At 56.4% G+C, this 22810-nt stretch carries 18 protein-coding genes and 2 pseudogenes; 12 read left to right on the top strand and 8 right to left on the bottom strand.

The genetic code is table 11. From position 1 onward, the window contains the following. Positions 1-3 precede the first annotated feature (3 nt). The 7 genes from tilS (at position 4) to CE153_RS00260 (ending at position 7479) form a co-directional block, all read left to right on the top strand. On the top strand, positions 4-1098 hold the full coding sequence (tilS, locus tag CE153_RS00290; protein WP_099594774.1) for a tRNA lysidine(34) synthetase TilS: 1095 nt from the start codon (positions 4-6) through the stop codon (positions 1096-1098). Beyond that, a complete protein-coding gene (hpt, locus tag CE153_RS00285; RefSeq protein WP_180753349.1) occupies positions 1085-1648 on the top strand; it encodes a hypoxanthine phosphoribosyltransferase in 564 nt (187 codons plus the stop codon). The genes tilS and hpt overlap by 14 nt, the downstream gene beginning before the upstream one ends. After that, a complete protein-coding gene (gene ftsH / locus CE153_RS00280) occupies positions 1645-3741 on the top strand; it encodes an ATP-dependent zinc metalloprotease FtsH (RefSeq protein WP_099594772.1) in 2097 nt (698 codons plus the stop codon). Before hpt ends, ftsH begins: the two co-directional genes overlap by 4 nt. Continuing rightward, a complete protein-coding gene (folE, locus tag CE153_RS00275; RefSeq protein ID WP_022245396.1) occupies positions 3741-4379 on the top strand; it encodes a GTP cyclohydrolase I FolE in 639 nt (212 codons plus the stop codon). Before ftsH ends, folE begins: the two co-directional genes overlap by 1 nt. Before the next feature lie 63 nt (positions 4380-4442). Further along, positions 4443-5321 carry a dihydropteroate synthase gene (gene folP / locus CE153_RS00270; protein ID WP_099594771.1) on the top strand — a complete coding sequence of 293 codons (879 nt, stop codon included), beginning with the start codon at positions 4443-4445 and terminating at the stop codon, positions 5319-5321. A 95-nt stretch (positions 5322-5416) separates the two neighbouring features. After that, positions 5417-6931 carry a 2-amino-4-hydroxy-6-hydroxymethyldihydropteridine diphosphokinase gene (gene folK, locus CE153_RS00265; protein ID WP_180753348.1) on the top strand — a complete coding sequence of 505 codons (1515 nt, stop codon included), beginning with the start codon at positions 5417-5419 and terminating at the stop codon, positions 6929-6931. Next, positions 6928-7479, top strand: coding sequence for a DUF3180 domain-containing protein (locus CE153_RS00260; protein WP_099594769.1), 552 nt, complete (start codon positions 6928-6930; stop codon positions 7477-7479). Before folK ends, CE153_RS00260 begins: the two co-directional genes overlap by 4 nt. A gap of 6 nt (positions 7480-7485) precedes the next feature. Here the strand turns inward: CE153_RS00260 and CE153_RS00255 are convergent, their stop codons facing one another. From CE153_RS00255 to CE153_RS00240, 4 genes are all read right to left on the bottom strand, one after another. After that, positions 7486-8400, bottom strand: a complete 915-nt coding sequence (locus CE153_RS00255) for an acyl-CoA thioesterase (RefSeq protein WP_099594768.1) — start codon at positions 8398-8400, stop codon at positions 7486-7488. A 431-nt stretch (positions 8401-8831) separates the two neighbouring features. Beyond that, positions 8832-10508, bottom strand: coding sequence for an energy-dependent translational throttle protein EttA (gene ettA, locus CE153_RS00250; RefSeq protein WP_003835634.1), 1677 nt, complete (start codon positions 10506-10508; stop codon positions 8832-8834). Between the two features lie 320 nt (positions 10509-10828). Next, positions 10829-11290 (bottom strand): cytidine deaminase, encoded by a 462-nt coding sequence (locus CE153_RS00245; RefSeq protein WP_099594767.1) that lies wholly within the window; start codon positions 11288-11290, stop codon positions 10829-10831. 115 nt (positions 11291-11405) lie between these two features. Continuing rightward, complete coding sequence (locus CE153_RS00240) at positions 11406-11861, bottom strand: hypothetical protein (protein ID WP_099594766.1); 456 nt, start codon at positions 11859-11861, stop codon at positions 11406-11408. Positions 11862-12120: 259 nt separating this feature from the next. Here CE153_RS00240 and CE153_RS00235 point away from each other — a divergent pair, with 259 nt between their 5' ends. Further along, the gene (locus CE153_RS00235) at positions 12121-12633 is read left to right on the top strand and encodes a GNAT family N-acetyltransferase (protein ID WP_099594765.1); all 513 of its coding nucleotides are present in this window, start codon (positions 12121-12123) and stop codon (positions 12631-12633) included. Positions 12634-12690: 57 nt separating this feature from the next. Here the strand turns inward: CE153_RS00235 and CE153_RS00230 are convergent, their stop codons facing one another. Beyond that, entirely contained in the window at positions 12691-13116 is a 426-nt protein-coding gene (locus CE153_RS00230) for a peptide deformylase (RefSeq protein WP_099594764.1), read from the bottom strand. Between the two features lie 3 nt (positions 13117-13119). Between CE153_RS00230 and CE153_RS00225 the strand changes: the two genes are divergently transcribed. Continuing rightward, entirely contained in the window at positions 13120-14163 is a 1044-nt protein-coding gene (locus CE153_RS00225) for a bifunctional diaminohydroxyphosphoribosylaminopyrimidine deaminase/5-amino-6-(5-phosphoribosylamino)uracil reductase RibD (RefSeq protein ID WP_236824414.1), read from the top strand. 228 nt (positions 14164-14391) lie between these two features. On the opposite strand, the gene CE153_RS00220 is transcribed toward CE153_RS00225, so the two are convergent. Further along, positions 14392-15330 carry a DUF559 domain-containing protein gene (locus tag CE153_RS00220; RefSeq protein WP_099594937.1) on the bottom strand — a complete coding sequence of 313 codons (939 nt, stop codon included), beginning with the start codon at positions 15328-15330 and terminating at the stop codon, positions 14392-14394. A 197-nt stretch (positions 15331-15527) separates the two neighbouring features. Between CE153_RS00220 and CE153_RS00215 the strand changes: the two genes are divergently transcribed. After that, a complete protein-coding gene (locus tag CE153_RS00215; protein ID WP_099594763.1) occupies positions 15528-17027 on the top strand; it encodes an amidohydrolase in 1500 nt (499 codons plus the stop codon). A 335-nt stretch (positions 17028-17362) separates the two neighbouring features. On the opposite strand, the pseudogene CE153_RS00210 reads toward CE153_RS00215, so the two are convergent. Continuing rightward, positions 17363-17554 (bottom strand): annotated as a pseudogene (locus tag CE153_RS00210) (PLP-dependent transferase); the annotation flags it as partial. Between the two features lie 233 nt (positions 17555-17787). Between CE153_RS00210 and xylA the strand changes: the two are divergent. Next, positions 17788-19134 (top strand): xylose isomerase, encoded by a 1347-nt coding sequence (xylA, locus tag CE153_RS00205; RefSeq protein ID WP_099594762.1) that lies wholly within the window; start codon positions 17788-17790, stop codon positions 19132-19134. A gap of 503 nt (positions 19135-19637) precedes the next feature. After that, positions 19638-21024: pseudogene (locus CE153_RS00200) on the top strand (CHAP domain-containing protein). 111 nt (positions 21025-21135) lie between these two features. On the opposite strand, the gene CE153_RS00195 reads toward CE153_RS00200, so the two are convergent. After that, positions 21136-22656 (bottom strand): xylulokinase, encoded by a 1521-nt coding sequence (locus CE153_RS00195; RefSeq protein WP_099594761.1) that lies wholly within the window; start codon positions 22654-22656, stop codon positions 21136-21138. Between the last annotated feature and the right edge of the window lie 154 nt (positions 22657-22810).

The following is a 22810-nucleotide window of genomic DNA, read 5'->3' as shown; positions in this document are numbered from 1 at the left end:
GCCATGGTGTATTCGTCTCGTTTGCGTAAGGGTATCGGCGAGTTACGGGCCGCTCTGGAATCGGCCGGATTTGGATTGCAGGATGCCCGATTCGCCCGTCATGGCGAGCATGCGCCAGATGCGGACGCTCCTCTAATCATGGTGGCCTGTTCCGGTGGGCGCGATTCGATGGCGTTGGCTGCGGTTGCGGCGAAAACATGCGCTTCATTGGGATTGCGATGCGGGGCGATCATCATCGACCACCAGTTGCAGCAAAGCTCTGCCGAGGTTGCGCAGGCAACCGCCGATCGTTGCGTTGCGTTGGGTCTTGACCCAGTTCGTGTTCGTGCGATTGACGTGCCCGACTCCCGCGGCATCGGCATTGAAGCTGCGGCGCGTGAAGCACGCTACCATGCGATTGTCGACGCATGCTCCGACGCTTCGGCCGTGCTGCTGGCTCATACGAAAAACGATCAGGCGGAAACCGTTATCATCGGTTTGTTACGTTCCGCTGGCCTTGATGCGGTTTGCGGTATGAACGGTTCCTTCATGCGAGACGGGGTGCGTTTTCTACGCCCGTGGCTGAATGTTACACGCGAAGAAACCACAGGCATCTGCGAGGATTTACGGCTTGCCTGGTGGGACGATCCCACAAATGGGCCGGATGTAGGGAATTCGGATGGAAACGAGCCCCTTCCCGCGAACTATCCACTGCGATCCCGAATACGGCACGATCTCATGCCATATCTTGAATCATTTGCGGGAAGTGACGTTGTGTCGAAACTTGCGCTTGGAGCGAGGCTTGCCGAAGACGATCGCGCATATCTTGACGGTGTGGCGCAACGCGTGTGCGAACAAGGCGTAACCGTGAGCAACGGCGATATAATCATCGACGTGCGTGCGCTGCAATCGCAAGACATTGCCATCAGAAGACGGGTGATTGTGCGCTCGCTTGCAGAAGCCGGCATTTCGTGCATGGCACGGCAGGTTGAAGGGATCGATAGGTTGATATGCGACTGGCATGGTCAGCAAGGTGTGAATCTTCCCAGCGGATATTCAGCATATCGCCAGAAACACGTCATTCGCGTGTGCCAAGATGGTGGGCATGCGAATCGCTGACGTACAAGAAGACATTGATCACGAGCTGATCAGTAAAGAAGAAATTGCCGACATCATCAACCGTGCCGCGGCTCAGGCCAGTGAAGACTACCGTGGCAAGAATCCGCTGCTGGTCTGCGTGCTCAAAGGCGCGGTGAATACGCTGGCAGCGTTTTCGCAGGCCATGAGCATCCACGCGGAGATGGATTTCATGAGCCTGTCAAGCTATGGCTCCGGCACTCAATCGAGCGGCAAGATCACCGTGCGACAGGATTTGTCCACCGATGTTCGCGGTCGTCACGTGCTCATTGTAGAAGACATCATCGATTCGGGCATCACGTTGGCGTGGCTCGTCGATGAGCTCAAGCGCCGCGGTGCCGCTTCTGTGGAGGTTTTTGCGCTGTTGGAAAAGCCGGCGCGCCGTAAGGTGGATGTTTCTGTGAAATATAAGGGACGTGAGATTCCCGATGAATTTGTGGTCGGTTTCGGCTTGGATTATGACGAGCGATACCGCAATCTTGATTCGATCGCGGTGCTGAAGCCGGAAGTCTATGAAGGAGGTCAGGCATGAGTTTTCCTGGTCCGGGCCAGTCGCCGAACAACAACGGCGGCGGCAATAACCCGTTCACCAATCCGTTTGGACGCAACAACAACACCGGTAATGGTAACGGTTCCAACGGTAACGGTTCCAGTGGCAACGGTTCCAATGGTGGTCCACGTCCGTTCTGGCAGTCCCCGTGGCTGTGGGTTGTGGTCGTGGCCCTGCTTGCCGTGACCATGTTCCAGATTTTCGCCGGAACCGGTTCCCAGACCATCGACACCAAGAATGGTCTGCAGATCCTCAACGGCAACAATGTTGAATACGCGCAGATCGTAGACAACACCCAGCAGGTCAAGCTCAAGCTCAAGAGCGATTACTCCGCTACCGACCCTGATACCGGGCGTATGAAGAACTACGGCAAGAGCGTGCAGTTCTACTACACGTACGCGCAGTCCGCCACCGTGGTCAAGGCCGTTGAAAAGGCCGATCCGGCCAAGGGCTGGACGGCGACCATGCAGCAGAGCAGCATTTGGACGTATCTGCTGACCTCGCTGCTGCCGTTCCTCATTATCTTCGGTCTGTTCTGGTTCATGATGAGTCGTATGGGCGGTGCCGGCGGCATGTTCGGCATGGGCGGCAAGAAGAACAGCGGCAAGCTGCTCGAAGGTCAGACCCCGACCACCAAGTTCGCCGACGTAGCCGGCGAAGAGGCTGCCGTGCAGGAAGTCGAGGAAATCAAGGACTTCCTGAAGGATCCGTCTCGTTACAAGGCTTTGGGTGCCCGTATTCCGCGTGGCGTGCTGCTCTACGGTCCTCCAGGTACCGGTAAGACACTGCTGGCACGAGCCATCGCAGGCGAGGCCGGCGTGCCTTTCTACTCCATGGCAGGCTCCGACTTCGTGGAAATGTTCGTGGGTCTTGGCGCCTCTCGTGTGCGTGACCTGTTCGATGAGGCCAAGAAGAATGCTCCGGCCATCATCTTCATCGATGAGATCGATGCCGTCGGTCGTAAGCGTGGCGGTTCCGGTATGAGCGGTGGCCACGACGAACGTGAGCAGACGCTGAACCAGCTGCTAGTTGAGATGGACGGCTTCAATAACGATACCAATCTGATCATCATCGCCGCAACCAACCGCCCCGACGTGCTTGATCCGGCACTGCTTCGTCCGGGCCGTTTCGACCGTCAGGTGGCCGTCGAAGCGCCTGATTTGGAAGGCCGCGAGGCTATTTTGAAGGTGCATGCCAAGGGCAAGCCGTTCGTGCCTGACGTCGATCTGCATATGATCGCCGTGCGTACGCCGGGCTTTACCGGTGCTGATCTGGCCAATGTGTTGAACGAAGCCGCATTGTTGTGCGCCCGCGCCGGTGCGCAGCTGATCGACAACCGCGCCATCGACGAGGCTATCGACCGCGTGCAGGCGGGGCCGAAGCGCCGTTCCAAGGGCATGGCGCTCGACGAACTGCGCAACACCGCATACCACGAGGGTGGTCACGCGTTGGTGGCAGCCGCCATGAACGATACCGATCCGGTCACCAAGGTCACCATTCTGCCGCGTGGCCGTGCGCTCGGCTACACCGCGGTGATGCCGACGGAAGATCGCTATTCCATGTCGCGCAACCAGCTGCTCGACCAGATGGCGTACGCCATGGGCGGTCGTACCGCGGAGGAGGTCGTGTTCCATGATCCGACCACCGGTGCTTCCAACGACATCGAGAAGGCAACGAACATCGCACGTCAGATGGTGCTCGACTACGGCTTCTCCGACAAGCTGGGTGCCATCAAGTGGTCCGATGACGAGCAGAGCGATCTTGGATCGCTGAACCACAAGTATTCCGCACGCACCGCCGAAATCATCGACGAGGAAGTGCTCAAACTGGTGGAAACCGCGCATACCGAAGCGTGGAACGTCATCAACGAGAATCGTGAGATTCTTGACGAGCTCGTACGTCAGCTGCTCGTCAAGGAAACACTCAACGAAAAGGAACTTGCGGAAATCTTCGCTAATGTCAAGAAGGCGCCGAAGCGTGAAGTGTGGCTGAGCGACAGCAAGCGCCCGGATTCCGACATTCCGCCGGTTCCGATTCCCGAATCCCTGAAGAAAAGCGCAGGATTGACCAACTGATGAGCGATACCGAAGCATTCGATACCCTCTTCGACGACAAGGCCCGTGCCGCCCATGCGGCCGGGCCTGTCGGCTATGACGAGGAAGGCGTGCGCCAAGCAGTACGCCTGTTTTTAAAATCCATTGGCGAAGACCCGGACCGTGAAGGCCTGCTCGACACCCCCGACCGTATTGGGCGTGCCTGCAAGGAGCTGTTCGCAGGACTTGGACACGGCCCCGAGGAAGTGCTTAAAACCAAGTTCAAAGTCGATACCGACGAAATGGTGCTGGTACGCGATATTGAACTCTTCTCGGTATGCGAACACCACCTGCTGCCGTTCCATGGCGTGGCCCACGTCGGCTATATTCCGTCGAACGGCCAAGTGGCGGGCTTAAGCAAGCTTGCACGACTGGTGGAACTGTATGCCCGACGTCCGCAAGTGCAGGAGCGCCTCACCCAACAGGTGGCCGACGCGCTGATGGAAGGCATCGAAGCACGTGGCGTGATCGTGGTCACCGAATGCGACCACATGTGCATGGCCATGCGTGGCGTGAAGAAGGCGCAATCGCGCACGGTCACGTCGGCGGTGCGCGGCTGCATGCGAGACGCGACGACGCGAGCCGAAGCCATGAGTCTGATCCTGTCGCAGCATGCGTGATCGGCGCGACTCTTCAAAGTCGAATCGTAAATAACAACAACCGGATATAGGAGGGGAAACCGGATGGCCATTGATATGAAAGCGATTCACGACAGCACACATACGCTGGTGATGGGCGTGCTCAACATTACGGAGGATTCGTCCTCCGATGGAGGGCTGTGGCTCGACCCTGCGAAAGCGAAAGCGCACGGCGAAGCGATGATGAAAGCCGGCGCCGATATCATCGACATCGGCGCCGAATCCACTCGCCCCGGAGCCAAACGCGTCAGCGAGGAAGACGAGCAAACCCGCGTACTAGGTGCCGTGGATGCGCTGATTTCGGAAGGCGCGGTGCTGTCCATCGACACAACGCGCGCCTCGGTAGCTCGAATGGCACTGGAACATGGAGCGCAGATCATCAACGACGTGTCCGGCGGTCGGCTGGACCGCGAAGTGCCCCATGTGGTGGCCGAACATGCGGAAAGCCTCTACATCGTGCAGCATTGGCGTGGATGGCTTGCCGGTTCCGCAGGCGACGTGCCTGACGCTGATACGTCCGTGTACGCCAATGGCGTGGTGGATGACGTGTATGACGAACTCATGAAGCAGGTCGACGACGTGCTTCAGGCAGGCGTCTCACCGTCACAAATCATCATCGATCCGGGTCTTGGATTCTCCAAACCGAGCGTCGAGCATAACTTCCCGCTGATGACGGCATTGGAGAGGTTCAATGCTACCGGGTATCCGGTGCTGATCGGAGCCTCGCGCAAACGATTCGTCGGCGCGGCGCTTGCCGATGCTGGTATTGACACGCCAAACATGGATAGCAAAGACAATGCGACCGCCGCCATTAGCGCCCTATGCGCCGAACATGGAGCGTGGGCCGTGCGCGTGCATGACGTGGAGAAAAGCCGCGACGCGGTGCTGATCGGCAACGCATGGCGTGCCTTCGCTAACGACTGATGCACGGTGCTCGCATACGTCGTGCGTTCCTGACAGCGTAGGTGCGGCAACGTATTTCCACCATTAAACCTTAAAACATGCAAAGAAAGGCTGGCATGGATCAGATTCGATTGACTGGCGTTCGCGCGGTCGGCAAACACGGAGTGCTTGATTTCGAACATGAGCGTGCGCAAACGTTTGTCGTCGACGCCACGTTGTTTCTTGATCTTGCGCCAGCCGGGCATTCCGACGACCTGCGGGACACCGTCGATTACGGTGCCATCGCCAAAGGAATAGTCGCCATCATCGAAGGCGAGCATGTCGATCTCATCGAAAAACTCGCGGATCGCATCGCCAGCATGATTCTTGAATATCCTGCCGTGGCGCAAACGCAGGTGACCGTGCACAAGCCGAGCGCGCCAATCGTAGTGCCATTCGACGACGTGAGCGTAACCGTGGAACGTTCTCGTGAAACAATTTCGGCTGCATCGCAAGTGCATCATGCCATCATTGCCATGGGTGGCAATCAGGGCGATGTAGTGGCCACCTTGCGTGACGCGGTGCGTTCGATCGACGGACTGGCATCCACTCAGGTTACGGGTGTTTCGCCGCTGTACCGTACCGATGCGTGGGGCATGCCCGATGGCACTCCTGAATTCCATAATGCGGTCGTGTCGGTGAATACGCGACTGTCGGCCTTGGAACTGTTGCGCGGATTGCAGCGTATCGAAGCCGACCATGGCCGCGTGCGTACCGATCATTGGACCTCGCGCACGCTCGATCTGGACATCATCGATTTCGATGGTCAGGAAAGTCAAGATCCCGATCTGACGCTTCCGCACCCCCGTGCGTGGCAGCGGGCGTTCGTGCTCGGTCCATGGCTGGCGCTCGAACCCGATGCCGAACTGACTGGCGATCATGCCGGTTCCGTAGCGCAGCTTTTGCATGAATCAACTGACCGTGATCATATCGACGAAATCGCCGACGATTGGATGGTCGGTGGCTCAGTCGGTGACGGTATCGCCGACCATGCCGACGATACCGATAATGCGGATGATATGGGCGAATCCTATAGTGCGATTGATGCCAGCGATCTTCCGGAAGGAACCGCGGCAGCCAAAGCGGCCGCATCGGCATCCGTACAATCCGGTCCCGCATCCCGACGCGCAGTAATCTCGCTGGACAGCCCATCAACCAAGGCCGAACAGCAATTCCGCATGGCCATTGTTGCCTTGGACGGCATCCCTGGCAACCAGGTGGAAGGCATCTCACCGCTCTACCATGTGAGCCAACTTGATGGACTTCCCGACAAGATGGCTGCGGTGATGCAGATTTCCACACGCATGGGAGCCCGCGATCTGATCGAAACGCTAGGCAATGTGGAAGCCTCAATCAGCGGCGACCTTGATCTCGACCTGATCGACATGGAAGGCGTGACATGCGATGAGCCTGACTGCAAGGTGCCTTGGCCCACCGCGCGCAACCATGCCGCAGTGCTCGCGCCATGGCTCGATATGGATCCTGATGCGCGACTGGGCAAGGATCCGGTATCATTTCTGTTGGCCATGGCCCCCGATACCGCGCAGGTAGGATTGCTGACCGACAATTGGATTATCGGAGGTGAGCTGTGAAGGCACGCAGAACCCCTTGGTGGTACTACGTTCTCGCCGCCGCATTAGGAGTGCTCGCTGGTATTGGCTTGGCGAAATACGGTGAGATTTCAGGACTACCGCTCGTGGGCGCTCCATGGATCGTGCCTGTGGTACTGGCGATTTTGGGACTCGTCGTGCTGTATATGGCATTGCAGATCCACAAATACACCAGCACGGATCCCGAAAAACGCGTGCAGTTGAAACCGTTGGACCCGCGGAAAGCATTCGCCACACTGGTGTCATGCAAGGCGTTGGGTGTTGCCGGAGCGGCGTTGGCCGGTTGGTACGGAGGGCAGCTCATCATGAGCCTGCCACATGGTGAGGCGACGTTCTACAGTCAGGTCATTCTCGAATGCGCGATCGCGGCAATCGTATGCATCGCTGACATGATCATCGGCATTGTGGGGGAGTGGTTGTGCCAAATCCCACCAATCGACGGTCCGGAAAGCCCGAAAATGAAAACGGCCACGCAACGAAACCGTTACGCGGCCGCGGCAACCAAATCGGCAACCCAAACGAAAGCCTGATTGTCCTTACTTCTTCAAATCCTCCTCAGGAACACGAATCATCGCCTCCTGAGTCATGCAGGCAACAAGCTCGCCATCCTGCGTGTATACCTTCGCCTGCCCCAAGCCACGGCCGTGAGCCGCGGTAGGCGTATCCTGCACATACAAATGCCACTGATTGATGTCGATATCGCGATACCACCACATCGAATGATCGATCGAAGCGAACGAAATGCCAGGCGTGGCAATACTTAACCCGGCACGACGCAACACCGGCTCCAGCATCACCTGATCGCAACCCATAGCCAACATCGCACGATGCATGACCTGCGGAACGTCAACCGTGCCGTCGGCCTTCATCCACACCATCTGCTTGCCGGAATCGTTACTGGCGCTCTTCTTATCGGCACCCAGCATGATCGTGCGCGTCACATGACGAATGTCGAACGGCGACTTTTCCGCATAGTATTTGGCATACGAAGACTTTTCGGCAAACGGCTCCATCAGCTGCTTCGCACTGGTCAACGTTTCCGGCTCCGGCACGCCTTCCGGCATGGGGTCGGCGAACTCAATGCCATCCTGACCCTGCTCCTGGAAGCTGGCGATGGCCGTCAGAATCGAACCCTGAGCCTGCGTGACATTCACGCGACGAGCGGAGAACGAGCGGCCATCACGCAGATTCTCCACATCAAACAGCAAATCCTGACGAATATCACCGGCAGAAATGAAATAGCCATGAATCGAATTCGGCAGGCGAGACGGCGACACCGTTTTGGATGCGGCCATCATAGCCTGCGCAATCACCTGACCGCCATACACGCGGCCAGTGGGAAAATACAGGCTTTCACCATTCACATACATATGATTGCGGTACATGGACGGCGTGCCCAGTTGAAGCACCTTTGCTAACCGTTGCAATGGTGTGATTGCCGTTTCTGTCATGACACTCCTCGATTCTTCTGAGTCGCATAGGTAACGCTTCGTTCCGGATTCGAGTCTACGCAAGGGCGGTAAATTCCGCCGGATTGTTTTGTAACGAATGCGTGAGCAGCGTGAACGGCAGGTAATCGTCAAACGATTCACATACGGCAAAGCGCCGCACTTCGTAACGAAGCACGGCGCTTTACTGAAATATGGGGTTAACCGGCCCTGCAATTATGGACTTGCTTCGCAAAGCTCATTGTTACCCTCGTTCGGCTGTCGCCTCACTCAGGCTAAGCCTACAGACAGTCCACAGGACTGTCTGCTTAACGGCTAGCCTGTGGCCCTGCAATTATGGTCTTGCTTCGCAAGGCTCATTGTTGCCTTCCTTCGGCTGTCGCCTCACTCAGACTAAGCCTACAGACAGTCCACAGGACTGTCTGCTTAACGGCTTAGCGCGTCAGTTTGCGATGGAGACGGTGGGGGCGAGCCGCGTCTTCGCCGAGACGAGCGACACGGTTCTCCTGATAGGCCTGGAAGTTGCCTTCGAACCAGTACCACTTGGCTGGATTCTCGTCATCGCCTTCCCATGCGAGAATATGCGTGGCCACGCGGTCGAGGAACCAACGGTCGTGGGAAATCACCACAGCGCAGCCCGGGAAGCCAAGCAGCGCGTTTTCAAGCGATTCAAGAGTTTCGACATCAAGATCGTTGGTCGGTTCGTCGAGCAGCAGCAGGTTGCCGCCCTGCTTCAGAGTCAAAGCAAGATTCAGACGATTGCGTTCACCACCGGACAGCACGCCGGTGAGCTTCTGCTGGTCGGAACCCTTGAAACCGAAGGACGCCACATATGCGCGGGTCGGCACTTCCACGCCGGCCACTTCGATGAAGTCAAGACCGTCGGACACGGCCTCCCATAGGTTCTTGTTCGGGTCAAGGCCAGCACGATTCTGATCCACATAGCTGATCTGCACGGTCTCGCCGATCTTCAACGAACCGGACGTCAACGGTTCAAGGCCAACGATGGTCTTGAACAGGGTGGACTTACCCACACCATTCGGGCCGATCACACCAACAATGCCGTTACGCGGCAGCGTGAAGCTCAGATCGTCGATCAACACACGGTCGCCGAACGCCTTGTGAATATGCTCGGCTTCCAGCACGGTAGAGCCCAAGCGCGGGCCGGCCGGAATCTGAATCTCGGAGAAGTCAAGCTTCTTGTTGTTGCGTGCCTCCTGCTCCATCTGGTCGTAACGCTCCAGACGAGCCTTGTTCTTGGCCTGACGGGCCTTCGGCGAAGAGCGCACCCAATCAAGTTCGCTCTTCAGACGCTTGGCGAGCTTGGCATCCTTGGCGCCCTGGATCTCCATACGCTTGGCCTTGGTCTCCAAATACGTGGTGTAGTTGCCCTTATACGGGTACAGCTGACCACGGTCGACCTCGCAGATCCACTCGGCCACGTTATCCATGAAATAACGATCGTGGGTAACGGCGATGACGGCACCCTTGTACTGGTGCAGGAACTGCTCCAACCACAGAATCGACTCGGCGTCAAGATGGTTGGTAGGCTCGTCGAGCAGCAGCAGATCAGGAGCCTCAAGCAGCAGCTTGCACAATGCCACACGACGGCGTTCACCACCGGAGCATACCGTTACCGGAGTATCCGGATCCGGGCACTGCAAAGCATCCATAGCCTGCTCAAGCTGAGAATCAAGATCCCAACCATTCGCAGCGTCGATATCGTTCTGCAGCTTGCCCATCTCATCCATCAAAGCGTCGAAATCGGCATCCGGATTGGCCATTTCCTCGCCAATCTGGTTGAAACGAGCCACCTTTTCAGCGATCTCACCGAACGCCATCTTGATGTTCTCGCCAACAGTCTTGGTGTCATCCAGCGGCGGTTCCTGCTGCAGAATGCCGACGGTATAACCCGGAGTCAAAGAAGCCTCGCCATTAGACACGGTGTCGAGTCCGGCCATGATCTTCAGCAGCGTGGACTTACCCATGCCGTTCGGGCCAACAACGCCAATCTTCGCGCCCGGCAGGAAGCTCAAAGTCACGTCATCGAGAATCACACGGTCGCCGTAAGCCTTGCGGGCCTTGATCATCTGGTAAATAAACTCAGCCATATAAATCTACAATCCTGTCTTATCGTTGCAATTCCAACGTTTTGCTGGACCTGATTCCGTAATGACGCAAATGAAGAATGGCACAATCGTCCACGAGGTGTTCCGAACGGCCCGTTTTGTGTCATCCGCCGTTTGTTTTCCCGTGTCATCCCGGTGTCTGTCCACGCAAAAGCACCTTGTAGATTATCCCATATCCCATCGTCATGCCGCAACAGTGGAGTGGGGTCTGATTCAACGGCATGCGTATAAAACATGAGCCATGGTAGCCATGGTTTTAGCATCGTCTGTCCGCCAGACTGGGCCAATGCTAACTGGGTGGGTCAGTAGTCGAAGTGTTCGAGCTCGGAAGTCGGATATGCTTGTGTCCAGTGATGTGGTTGCAGGTCGTCCAGCCGAAGGAACAGGATGCGTCCGTCGTTTGTGTGATCGGTAATGGCGCATCGGACGTCGTTTCCCCAATATCTCAGTCGCTCTTGACAGATGCCGCATGGAGAAAGCACTATGAACGGGCTATTTTCGTTGTCTCTCACCAAGCAGATGGTGTGGGTGATCCGTTGATTGCGTTTCATCGCTTCGCACATCGCGCCCGTCTCGATGCACAGTGATGCCGAGGCGTTTGGCGTCTCGATCGCCACGCTGGTTACGATTTGTGCGGGAGTATCGTCTCTGCATTCCAGTCGCATTGCCGCTGCTCCGCCCCATCCGGAGGGAAAGCGTTGTTTGATAAGTTCCGCAGCGCTTCGATAGAGTTCGTCTTCGATGAGCCGTTCCGTTTCGTCCATGCGGGGATTCGTCCTTCTTTTCGTTATGTTCGGGGAGGTGCGTTCGAATTCGCCATACGAGTTTGGCGAACAAGTGGGCGGCGCTTTTCAGCCGGAAATCCGGCTGTGTGTTTGATCAGGTGAACAATTCGGGGTGCGGTCGCGTCAGTTCACGTGTGACCCTGATCGCGTCGCGCCTGCTCAGCATGCCGAATGGCTTGTCCTTAAGGAAACCGGCGCGTGGAATTCTGGCAATTTGCGAGCATCGCACGATGGACTCGCGGATCAGTCCCGCAGAGCTCCAGTCAAGTAGGGGGATGTCGCCGTCGTCGTCCCAGCCGTGGGAGTACAGTCCGACTCCGTCCCCGCGGTATGCGGCGGGCTTCACGATGCATGCGGTGTCGCGATTGACTTTGAACTCGGGATAGCCGTCCGCGTCGACCTTGATTCCGTCGTCCACTTTGGACAGCGGCACGGTGGCGGCATAATCGACCAGCGTCGCGTTGAGCAGGTCGTAGACGCTGCGTCCTTCGCGTGCCGCCGCCACTTCCGCGCGCTCAAAGGTCGCGTTGTCGAAAGTCAATGTAGCCATGTTAATCACCTCGCTTGCCTAGGAACTATGATACAAGCGCGATATATGGCAAATTAACGAGGGTGTTTGACGTCTTGCTGGGAGCGAATAGATTACTCGTTGAGAGTTTGGAAGGTCATTCATGTAAAATATCATGAACTTCCGAAATTGTCTTTTACTAAGTCTGTCTGTGAGGACACTGGGCGTTGCGGCAGTGGAGCACGGCAAAGTGAGCCGCATGACCAAGGAACGTCAAAGTCAGAGGATATATTATTGTGCCATGCATTTGATCGAGGTGTGGTCGGGGGAACCGGAACGGACTTATGCGCTGTTCGATAAGTTCCCCGCGGATGAAAACGGATTCGAGAATCCTGCGTCCGGCATGGACAAGGCCGCTTTCGGGAAATATGTGCGCGATCTTGAAAACGAGTCCGCGGGCATCGGACTCAAGCCCGGTTGGGTGCCGGCCACCAAATACATCCTTGTGAACGATCAAGGCGAATATGTCGGCATCTTCAACCTGCGTCATGAGCTCAACGATGCGTTGAAGGAAGGCGCGGGCCATATCGGATACGGAATCGCTCCCGAATGGCGTGGACGCGGATATGCCACCGAGGGATTAAGGCTATTGCTTATCAGGGCGCGTGACGAGTTCGGCATCACGGAGGCGTACCTTTCCGTACATAAGAACAATCCCGCTTCGTTGGCGGTGCAGCGTCATCTCGGCGCCTGTATCGATCACGAGTCGGACACTGAGTATTTCACGCGCATCGATACTTCGGCTACCGCCTAAGTTACAGGAAAAGATCTTTGCCACAGTGCATCTTGCCGAGGCGCTGCACGTTGTGCCTCAGATGACCACGCCGTCGCAATGATCGATCTCATGCTGGATGATCTGCGCGGTGAAACCAGTGAACGTGGCATGGCGCTCGCGGAACTTGCGATTCGCATACGTCACCTCAATGCGTTGGTATCGCAACGTATGACGCTCGCCATTGAGGGACAGGCAGCCTTCGGAAGCGTCGTAGGCGCCGTCCTGCGCGGTGATGTGAGGATTGAACATGACGGTGATACGGCCACCCAAATCCTCGTCCACAAACGCGATGATGCGTTTGGACACGCCGATCATATTGGCCGCCATGCCCACGCAGCCATTGCGATGCGCGTCAAGCGTGTCCTTCAAGTCCTGTGCCGCGACTAAATCCGCTTCGGTGTTTTCGGCCTCGACGGACGGTTGGCTCAGAAATGGGATAGACGTCATGATTTCACGCTGCATGTGATGTTTCCTCTCGCTGGTTCCTTTGCTGGTCTGCCAACATTGTATGGCGTTATTGTGCGACGCCGTACGGCGATGGAACGGATGACCGGTTCGCGCCTATCCATTTACGGAATGTCTCGTGGCGATTTTGAAATGTGGAACTGCAATCGACGCAATATGCTTGGAACCATGGATGACATGCCTCAATATCGGAAATACATGACGCAGGCGCTGGAACTGGCCCATAAGGGAGCCGGTTGGGTGAATCCGAATCCGTTGGTCGGCACGGTGGTGGTTCGCGACGGCGAGATTCTCGCAGCCGGATACCACGACCGCTACCGCGGACCGCATGCGGAACGCATGGCCTTCGACTACGCCGACAAGCATGGTATCGACATGCATGGAGCCACGGTCATCGACACTCTCGAACCTTGCTGCCATGTCGGATCGCAGCCGGCATGCACCGATCTAATTCTTTCGCACGGCATAACGCGCGTCGTGGTCGGTTCGATCGATCCGAATCCCATCGTGGCCGGCAAAGGACTTCGCATTCTTGAGGAAACCGGTGTGGAAGTGGTATATGACGTGATGCGGGCGGAATGCGACGCCATCAATCGCCATTTCTTCCACTACATCACCACAGGAATGCCGTACATTGTGGACGGCAGAAAACATGCGGAGGAATCTGATGCCGAATACGCTGTACGTCGACGCGGGCTATATGACACGTATGCGGCGGTGTTGGGCATATGTCCGACTGGTGGCCGTACGGGTGCTCCGGGTAATTCGAACGGTACGGAAGGATCGGTGGGAAGTGCCGCACGCCTTCCGGGTCGGAAGGATCGGCTGGATGTTTCGGATGGTGCCTTTGCCCATTTCGACGGGCCGGTCCAAGCTGTAGATGCTAACGAGGTGGTGGTCGGAAGGCACAAGCCGTTGCATCTCGACATCCGTGCGCTCGCCGATACGGAACCCGACGAATGGCTGCGCGAACTCGGCCGCCGCAAAATCGATAGCCTCGTCGTCGATGATGATGACGTTTTCGAAATGCTGTCTTCGATCTGACGAAAAAGGTGATATGTCTATGCCGTGTTTTCAGTTTGAAATGTCCTATATGTGGCAGTTTTTGGCATTTCAGAAAAATGATTTCCGTTATATGTGGCAGTCTCCCAAGGAAAATCTCGTCTAGGGGGTACTGATTGGGGTCTTTTGAAGCTTGAAACCAGTCTGGTCTGCCACATATAGCGGTTTTGGTTTGTCCGGGGATGGCAAATCTGCCACATATAGTGGCTTTCAGATGAGAATCTTTCTGCTTCCATTGGCGAGAGACGTTATGCGGATGTGTATCCTTCCCGAGGGCATTCTTTGACAGAGCATGATGGGCGTGCTTAATCGTTGGCTCATCCGGTCGGCCACGCGTTGCGCGAGTGCCCGTTCCTCGAAGTCGTTCATAAGGTTTTCGGCGGTCACTTGAATGTATGCCCAACCGTCATCTTCTAAGGCTTCACGTCTCTTGCTGTCGGCGAGCCATTGGCCGGCATGATGTCTTCCGTCGTATTCGATGGCCACTTTTATATCTGGATAGGCCATATCCAAAAGCGCGATTTTCCCATTGTTCAGTCGAACCTTCCAGTTGACTTTCGGGCATGGTAGCCCATTGCGAATCAGAGCAATCCTGCAACGGCTTTCCTGCGAGGAATCCGTGCCTTCGCGCATGAGCTGTAACGCATGTTGCATTTTTCTGATTCCTCGGATGGGACGTTGTCTATTCGCATTCGCGTAGTTGCTGAAATCTTTGAGCCGTTCCAGATATTCATGGAAGTCGTCAATGCAGACTTGGGAAAAACGTTGGTTCCTTCTTAGCATTGAATCGCCAAGCGTTATCAGTTCTTCTTGGGGAAGCCGATTCGCGTGCATTGCCCATGTGGTTACTGGATCCGTATGGCGAATCTTGCCATAATGCGTAGCGGTTTCGATGATTGGTCCTGTCCACAGTTCAAATTGGACGTTTCGAAGATGCGTGCGTGCGTTGTTATCTGTGGCAAGGGCATGCAGAGAAGACAGCATTTGCTGATCGGGATATCTTGGCATCTCGGTTCTTTGCAGGCATAATGCCGTGCTGTGTGTAAACACTAGCTGCTTACCGGTTCGTTGCTGCGCCGCAAGGCATTGTTCGATGGTACGCGCCCGCAGCTGCGCGAGACTCTCAGAATATTGTGCTCCATTGTCCATGGAGCAAGAATAAAGGGATTGGTCGGTCTCTGCCATCCGTATTCGAAAAACAGTGGATAAGTGGATAACCGAGGTTATGCGCAAAAAATGTGGATAAACAGTCGGCCGCCGGCATGCCTGATTGAGACGAACGTGCGTTACTGCGCTGCTGCGGGATACCATGGCACGGGTAGAACATCACGTTGAAATGAGGATGTATGGGCGAGCCGTGTGTGATTGAAAACGTGTGTTTCGTAGGTTCGGATAAGCCGGTCGACATTGCTGTCGGTCACGGGCGAATAGCTTCGGTGCGACCTTCGGAAGGGCCAACGGATGCTGCTTCGAAGATATGGGTGATTCCCGGATTGTGGGACTGCCACACACATTTCACGCAGTGGTCGTACACATTGGGACGGCTCGATCTGATTGATGCACGCAGTGCCGGCGAAGCGCTCGACATGTTGCGTCGGCACTTGGAGGAGCGTCGTGAAAGCGGCGCACTCGACCCGAACCAATATGTGGTCGGCATGCGCTTCCGGCATTCCCTGTGGTCCGATGACGCCCAGCCGACCCTGGCCGCGATCGATGCGGTGGCGGGAGACCAGCCGGTGGCGCTGTCAAGTGCCGATATGCATTGCGGTTGGGTGAACTCTGCCGCCGCGCGCAAGCTTGGCGTAGATGTGGACGAATCCGGACTCGTCGGCGAGCTTGAGTGGTTCGACGCCTACTGCAAGCTGGACAAAGGACCTGGTGCGGCCAATGAGCTGATGCATCTGTTGCGCAACGCCGAACACGACGCTGCGAGTAAAGGCGTGGTCGGCGTGCGCGACTATGAGATGGCGGAGAACATCGACACGTGGATTAACCGATTCTCGCAAGGGCTTGATGGTCTGCGTGTCGAGGTTGGCATATATCCCGAGAGACTCCGGCAAGCCATCGACGACGGCTGGCACACCGGAGACGAATTGCCCGGAAGTCATGGTTTGGGTCACGTCGGCGCGATGAAGATGATCTCCGATGGCTCGCTCAACACCCGTTCCGCCTACTGTTCCATGCCATATTCGGGCATCAGACCGGAAACCTACGGTACATTGAGCTATGTCCCTGAGCAAATCGAGTCGTACATGCGACTCGCCGTCGAACATGACTTCGACATCGCCTGTCATGCCATCGGCGATGAAGCGAACACCATTGTGCTTGATTGTGTCGAACGCACCCATGCGCATGGTTCCATTGAGCATGCCCAAATGCTCAAGGAGTGCGACATTCCGCGACTCGCGCAGCTGGGACTTGCCGCAAGCATCCAACCGCAGCACGCCATGGACGATCGTGACGTCATCGCGCGATTCTGGGGCACCCCCGCCGGAATCCCTTACGCATTCAATAGCCTGCATAAGGCGGGGACCAAACTGCTCATGGGTTCGGATGCGCCGGTCGCGCCGCTGGACCCATGGCTGGCCATCTCCGCGGCGGTATTCGGTACGGAAAGTTCCGACCGCGAGCCTTTCCAACCTGAGCAGTGCCTTGATTTTGAAACGGCGCTCGCTTCGTCCACCGCGGTCGGACGCGTGGCTTTGCGGGACGCAGATGCGGCCGATTTGGTACTTCTGGACTGTGATCCGAGCATAATCGATTCTCCGGAGGCCATGCGTGCCATGCCCGAGCATGTGCTTGGCACTATGCTTGCCGGTCGCTGGACGTACCAACAGGCTGAATGAAAACCGTTATGTGTGGCAGATTCCACGGTGCTGGAAAAGTCAAAATCGCTATATGTGGCAGACCTGAGATTTCTTAACGGGATTTTTCTATGGATTTATACCCTCGAATGTAGTGTGAATCTGCCACATATAGCGCAAATCGGATTTTGAAGATGCCTTAATCTGCCACATATAAGGGATTTCAGATGATTGGTGCGCCCGTGCAAGATGAGTATGGCGTGCGAGTCTACTCGGATAGGAGGAAGACCGCACCTCTGAGTGGGGGGGTACGGCCTTCCTGATGTGATTTTGAGTGAGAATCACTGCACAGCGGCGAGTGCCTGATCGAGATCAACGATGACGTCGTTGGTTGGGTTCTGCAGTCGGGTGTAGAAGTATCCGGATTCGGATAGGTCGAACAGTCGGCTCATCTGTTCGCTTGACTTGTATTTGAAGGTTGTCGCCTGAATGATCGGGGGCGTGCGGGATTCACCGTTTGCAGGTTGGTAGCCTCCATGCACGCAGATGGTGTCGACGTTTTCGCTCATGGATTTCTTCTTTCGATTGGGCGCTTCATTGCGTAGCGCTGCGGTGCAACAAACATGCTCACCTTATCACTGAGTTGATAATTGGCTATTCTTCAATAGAAACGCCGAATAGTTCACTGAATTGACAAATTTAGGAAATTGATTTTATTATGTACATCAAGACAGGCGGAAATCCGCTTGACGGGAAAAACAAGGTCTTACGAAAGTAAAAACCAATAGCAAAGGAGCAATCCATGGGTCTGTGGGATATCGAAAAGATTCCGTATGTCGGTCGTGAAAAGGGACCGCAGGAGGGTCTGGCTTTCCATTACTACGATGCCGACAAGGTTGTTGCCGGCAAGAAGATGAAGGACTGGCTGCGTTTCGGCGTCGCTTGGTGGCACACTTTCGATCAGGAGCTGGTCGATCCGTTCGGCACCGGCACCGCCCAGCGTCCGTGGTACGGCAAGTACTCCAATGCTGAGGATGAGGCCCTGGCCAAGGTCGACTACGCCTTCGAGTTCTTCCAGAAGCTTGGTGTCGAGTACTTCTGCTTCCACGATCGCGATATCGCTCCGGAAGGCGATACCCTGCGCGAGACCGACAAGAACCTGGACAAGGTCGTCGACAAGATCGAAGAGAACATGAAGTCCACCGGTATCAAGCTGCTGTGGAACACCTCCTCCCTGTTCACCAACCCACGCTTCGTTTCCGGCGCTTCCACCTCCCCGTTCGCCGACATCTACGCTTATGCCGGTGGCCAGCTGAAGCACTCCTTGGAGATCGCCAAGCGCCTGGGTGCTGAGAACTACGTGTTCTGGGGTGGACGTGAAGGCTACGAGAACCTGTGGAATACGCAGATGAAGCGCGAACAGGCGCACATGGCCAAGTTCTTCCACATGTGCCACGAGTATGCTCAGGAGATCGGCCTGGACGCTCAGTTCCTGATTGAGCCGAAGGCCAAGGAGCCGACGATGCACCAGTATGACTTCGATGCATCCACCGCCATCGCCTTCCTTAAGACCTACGACATCGACTTCATGAAGCTGAACCTTGAAGGCAACCATGCCAATCTGGCAGGCCACACCTACCAGCACGAGATTCGTACCGCTCGCGAGGCCGGTGTGCTCGGCTCCCTCGATGCCAACCAGGGCGACAAGCTCATCGGCTGGGATATGGATGAGTTCCCGACCGACCTGTACGAGACTTCCACCGTCATGTGGGAGGTCCTCGCCGAGGGTCAGATCGGCCCTCACGGCGGCCTGAACTTCGATGCCAAGCCGCGCCGCACCTCCTTCGCCGCCGAGGATCTGTTCCGCTCCCACATCGCAGGTATGGATGCATTCGCTGCAGGTCTCTTGGTCGCTGCCAAGATGCACGAGGACAAGGTCATCGAGAATCTGCAGGCCGAGCGCTACAGCTCCTTCGATTCCGGCATCGGCGCAACCATCGAGAACGGCACCGCAAGCCTGGCTTCCCTCGAAGAGTACGCTCTGGACATCCCGCAGTCCAAGCTCATCGAGGCCACTAAGTCCGATCACCTTGAGTCCGTCAAGGCCACGATCAACAACTACATTGTCGAAGCTCTGGCCGAGGCCTGATCTCGCGATGACAGCCTGACCCAGCTGCAAATCGGGTCATATTACGAGCCGGGGCGCACTCTGCTCCGGCTCGCCTTTCATCAGCTCTCTTTTCCTCCTTATCTTCCTTCCGATTCCTTGCGTGAGCCGTCCGTTGACTGCGGGTGGCTTTCGTATGCTCAAAAATATGGGATGGATAAGGAGGATTTTGCGTAGGACAAGATGTGAGCGTTCATGAAGAGACAATACTGAGTATAGGGGTCACGCCTGTTGATACCCTCCAACCGATATCTTCATCTCGCGGTTCGTAAATTAATAAGAAAGAAGGAATCGTGAGGTCAAATAAAGAGGATCGTGCGACAAAATGACTGAATTGTGAGGCTGGGTAACGTGGCTGTAGGGCTAACACAACAGAAATGTGCGATTATTGCTGAATGAGTGGCACATGATCATATGCAGAATACCCCCCCGAGTCTCTTGGTTTTTATCCATGATAGGATACAAAGGACAAATATGAAGGGGTATTGAATCATATGGGAGTTTTCGCTTCAAATATATTGAAATACGTATCGTGCGCAGTGTCGGTTGGGATGGTGGCGGTCTGCGCGGTGTTGTCGTTCGAGGCTCACGCGGATACCTATTCGGATTTGGTTGCAGCGCAGAATTCCCATGTGAATAGTGTGCAGCGGGAGCAGGCGCTTCGTGAGCAGTTGAAAGGTGTCCAGTCCGATCTGCTCGAACAGGTCGTCGAGCTCGACAAACTGACGAATACTCAGATTCCGGTAGCTCAAGAGAAAGCTGATGCAGCTAATGATGCTGCGGCTCAGGCTCAAAGCGAAGCCGATGCCGCTGCGGACAGACTTGATGCCGCGCGTAAGGATGAGCAGGATCTCAAAGAGAAAATAGCTCAAACTGGCGCGGATTATGACGATTCACATGCTGCCGTGGCATCAATGGCGCGTGAATCGTTGCATGGCTCGAATGCCGCGGACGCGATAGCTGTTGTTACGGGTGCGAAAAGCACGAAGGAATTTGTGTCCGCCATGCAGACGCGAGACGCTTTGGCGCGAACCGAGGCGAATGCCGCCGCTGCGGATGCTGATGATCTGAATGTGTCCATGAATCGTGGCGAGCGTCTGAAGGCCATCGAACAACGCATCGCCAAACTCAAGTCTGATGCCGATACTAAAGCTGCAGCTGCGCTGTCTGCCGCGTCGGAAGCGCAGGATGTTAGAGATTCCTTGGACGCATTGCGTGTGCAAGGCGAGAATCGTCGTGCGGAATTGGAAAGCAAGCAGGATCAGCTGCAATCCGATGCGGCGAAACAGGCCGTGCAAACGGTGCTTCTTCAATCAAAAATCGATGATGCCAACAGACAGTACGCACAGCAACAGGCGGATGCGGCTGGCAGTGCCAATCCCGGTCAGTCCGCTCCGCAGCCTGCAAAACCGGGTAATTCCGCTTCTTCGGGAAATATGACTCCGCAGCGGCCTTCGAATCCAGTTCAGCCGTCTCAGCCGTCCCAGCCAAGTGTGCCGTCCACTACTGGTCAGGGCACGCATAACGGAGATTACGGGAACATGTATCCGGCCGGCCAATGCACATGGTATGCGTACAACCGTCGTGCGGAAATGGGCATTGGCACGCCGTCTTATTTGCATAACGGAGGGGAATGGTATCTGACTGCGCCGGCATATGGTTTGAGAGTCGATCATAACCCTCAAGTCGGAGCGGCGATCTCTTTCCGCCCCGGCCAAGACGGTGCCGATGGCTCATGTGGTCATGTCGCCGTTGTCGAAGCAATGTATGGAGACGGTACGTTCCTGATTTCGGAAATGAATTGGGGGAGGTCCGTTTCTGATGCACTCGAGAGTATTGGTGAATAGGGGCCAGTACTGGTTTGTGCACTGAATAGTGTTTTTGGGGATTGTGATTTTAATGCAAATGGGTGCCGTCACGGTTTGGCTGTGACGGCACCCATTTTTTGTGTTGGATCATGCCGGATTCACGATGGCTGATTGATTAGCCGCGTGCTTTTACGTAGGCCTCGTACACGGCTTCGGTCGGCTCGCCGGTTTCCACGCCGTCGATGGTGAGCGGCCATGCTGGCGGTTCCGTTTCGCCGGACAGCACCCAGGCGGCCTGACGGGCGGCGCCGATGGCAACATACTCGTCGGTGGTCGGGCGGGTTACGTCCATGCCGAACACGCTCGGCGCGAGCGTGCGGATTGCCTTGGACTTCGCGCCGCCGCCGATAAGCAGAATGCGGGAAATCTCAGCGCCAAGCGAACGGATAAGCTCTAGACAGTCGCGCTGGGAGCACAGCAAGCCTTCGACGAACGCGCGGGCCATGTTCTCGCGTGTGGTGTTGGCCAGCGTCATGCCGGAAAGGGTTGCGGTCGCGTCCGGGCGGTTCGGCGTGCGTTCGCCGTCGAAATACGGCACCAGCGTAATGCCGCCGGCGCCCGGTTCGGAAGCGAATGCCAGGGATGCGAGTTCGTCGTAGTCGACGCCGAGGGCTGCACGGCCGGCGTCAAGAATGCGCGATCCGTTGATGGTGCAAGCCAGTGGCAGGTAGTGGCCGGTGCAGTCGGCGAAGCCGGAAACGGCACCGGTCAGATCGTAGGTCGGATTTTCGGAAATGGCTGCTGCCACGCCGGAAGTGCCCAATGAAACGGAAACGTCACCCACGCTCATGCCAAGTCCGAGGGACGCCATGGCGTTGTCGCCGCCGCCCGGTGCGATGATGCAACCACCCTCAACGTTCTTGCCGGCGATTTCCGGGCTTGCCTTGACTGCGGCGGCATCGTGCGGTCCAAGCACGGTCGGCAGCATGATTGCGTTGGCGTGCTCGCGTGCCGCTTCGGTACTTTCCGCTGGCTCAAGCACCATGGCGATCAGATCGCGGCGGTATTCGTTGGAAGCGGCATCGTAATAGATGGTGCCGGAAGCGTCGGAACGGTCGGTGAACAGCGCTTCCAAGTGTGCGTCCTCTCCTTCCGCGACCGGGCCGTAGCCGGCGATACGCCAGCTCAGCCAATCGTGCGGCAGGCAGATCGCGGCGATCTTCTTAGCGTTTTCCGGTTCGTTTTCAGCCACCCACGCCACCTTGGTCAGCGTGAAGGAAGCAACGGGGGAGGAGCCAACGGCTTTGACCCAACGCTGCTTGCCACGTGCAATCACATCTTCCGGTTCGCCTTCTTCGGCGGGAGCCTCGCCCATCTTTTCGATGAGGGCCGCGGCCTGTGGCGCCGAGCTTACGTCGTTCCATAGCATGGCGTCGCGAATCACGTTGCCTTGCTGGTCGAGAATCACCATGCCGTGCTGCTGACCGCCAACGGCCAGTGCTTCAACATCGTCAAGTCCGCCGGCCTGCTGGGCTGCCTCGAGGAACGCGTCCCACCAGAATTTCGGGTCGATAGACGTGCCATTGGGGTGTTTGGCCTGGCCGAATCGTACCATTTCACCGGTTTCGGCGTTGGTCACGCGCACTTTGCAGGACTGGGTCGAGGTGTCGACGCCGGCCACGAGAGTTCGAGTCATTGTGTCTCCTTGCGGTGAGCTGGCGCAACGAAGTGCAAGGAATTTGCACCGTTCGCCACCTCATTTAGTTAGATGAATGAACTATAATGTCTAGTGTACCATCATAAAGTGATTTAACTATTGAGACGGTGCGCTTTTTCGGCAAAAACGCGTC

It is taken from the genome of Bifidobacterium sp. N4G05, assembly GCF_002742445.1.
Classification (GTDB): domain Bacteria; phylum Actinomycetota; class Actinomycetes; order Actinomycetales; family Bifidobacteriaceae; genus Bifidobacterium; species Bifidobacterium hominis.
This window is presented reverse-complemented; position numbering and strand designations above follow the sequence as displayed.

Coding starts and splice junctions, on each gene's coding strand:
- CE153_RS00230 (WP_099594764.1), bottom strand. CDS start 13,116: ATGCAGCGTGAAATCATGACGTCTATCCCATTTCTGAGCCAACCGTCC.
- xylA (WP_099594762.1), top strand. CDS start 17,788: ATGGGTCTGTGGGATATCGAAAAGATTCCGTATGTCGGTCGTGAAAAG.
- ettA (WP_003835634.1), bottom strand. CDS start 10,508: ATGGCTGAGTTTATTTACCAGATGATCAAGGCCCGCAAGGCTTACGGC.
- folK (WP_180753348.1), top strand. CDS start 5,417: ATGGATCAGATTCGATTGACTGGCGTTCGCGCGGTCGGCAAACACGGA.
- ftsH (WP_099594772.1), top strand. CDS start 1,645: ATGAGTTTTCCTGGTCCGGGCCAGTCGCCGAACAACAACGGCGGCGGC.
- CE153_RS00195 (WP_099594761.1), bottom strand. CDS start 22,656: ATGACTCGAACTCTCGTGGCCGGCGTCGACACCTCGACCCAGTCCTGC.
- CE153_RS00215 (WP_099594763.1), top strand. CDS start 15,528: ATGGGCGAGCCGTGTGTGATTGAAAACGTGTGTTTCGTAGGTTCGGAT.
- CE153_RS00240 (WP_099594766.1), bottom strand. CDS start 11,861: ATGGCTACATTGACTTTCGACAACGCGACCTTTGAGCGCGCGGAAGTG.
- CE153_RS00235 (WP_099594765.1), top strand. CDS start 12,121: ATGCATTTGATCGAGGTGTGGTCGGGGGAACCGGAACGGACTTATGCG.
- CE153_RS00225 (WP_236824414.1), top strand. CDS start 13,120: ATGTTTCCTCTCGCTGGTTCCTTTGCTGGTCTGCCAACATTGTATGGC.
- CE153_RS00255 (WP_099594768.1), bottom strand. CDS start 8,400: ATGACAGAAACGGCAATCACACCATTGCAACGGTTAGCAAAGGTGCTT.
- CE153_RS00220 (WP_099594937.1), bottom strand. CDS start 15,330: ATGGACAATGGAGCACAATATTCTGAGAGTCTCGCGCAGCTGCGGGCG.
- folP (WP_099594771.1), top strand. CDS start 4,443: ATGGCCATTGATATGAAAGCGATTCACGACAGCACACATACGCTGGTG.
- tilS (WP_099594774.1), top strand. CDS start 4: ATGGTGTATTCGTCTCGTTTGCGTAAGGGTATCGGCGAGTTACGGGCC.
- CE153_RS00245 (WP_099594767.1), bottom strand. CDS start 11,290: ATGGACGAAACGGAACGGCTCATCGAAGACGAACTCTATCGAAGCGCT.
- hpt (WP_180753349.1), top strand. CDS start 1,085: ATGCGAATCGCTGACGTACAAGAAGACATTGATCACGAGCTGATCAGT.
- folE (WP_022245396.1), top strand. CDS start 3,741: ATGAGCGATACCGAAGCATTCGATACCCTCTTCGACGACAAGGCCCGT.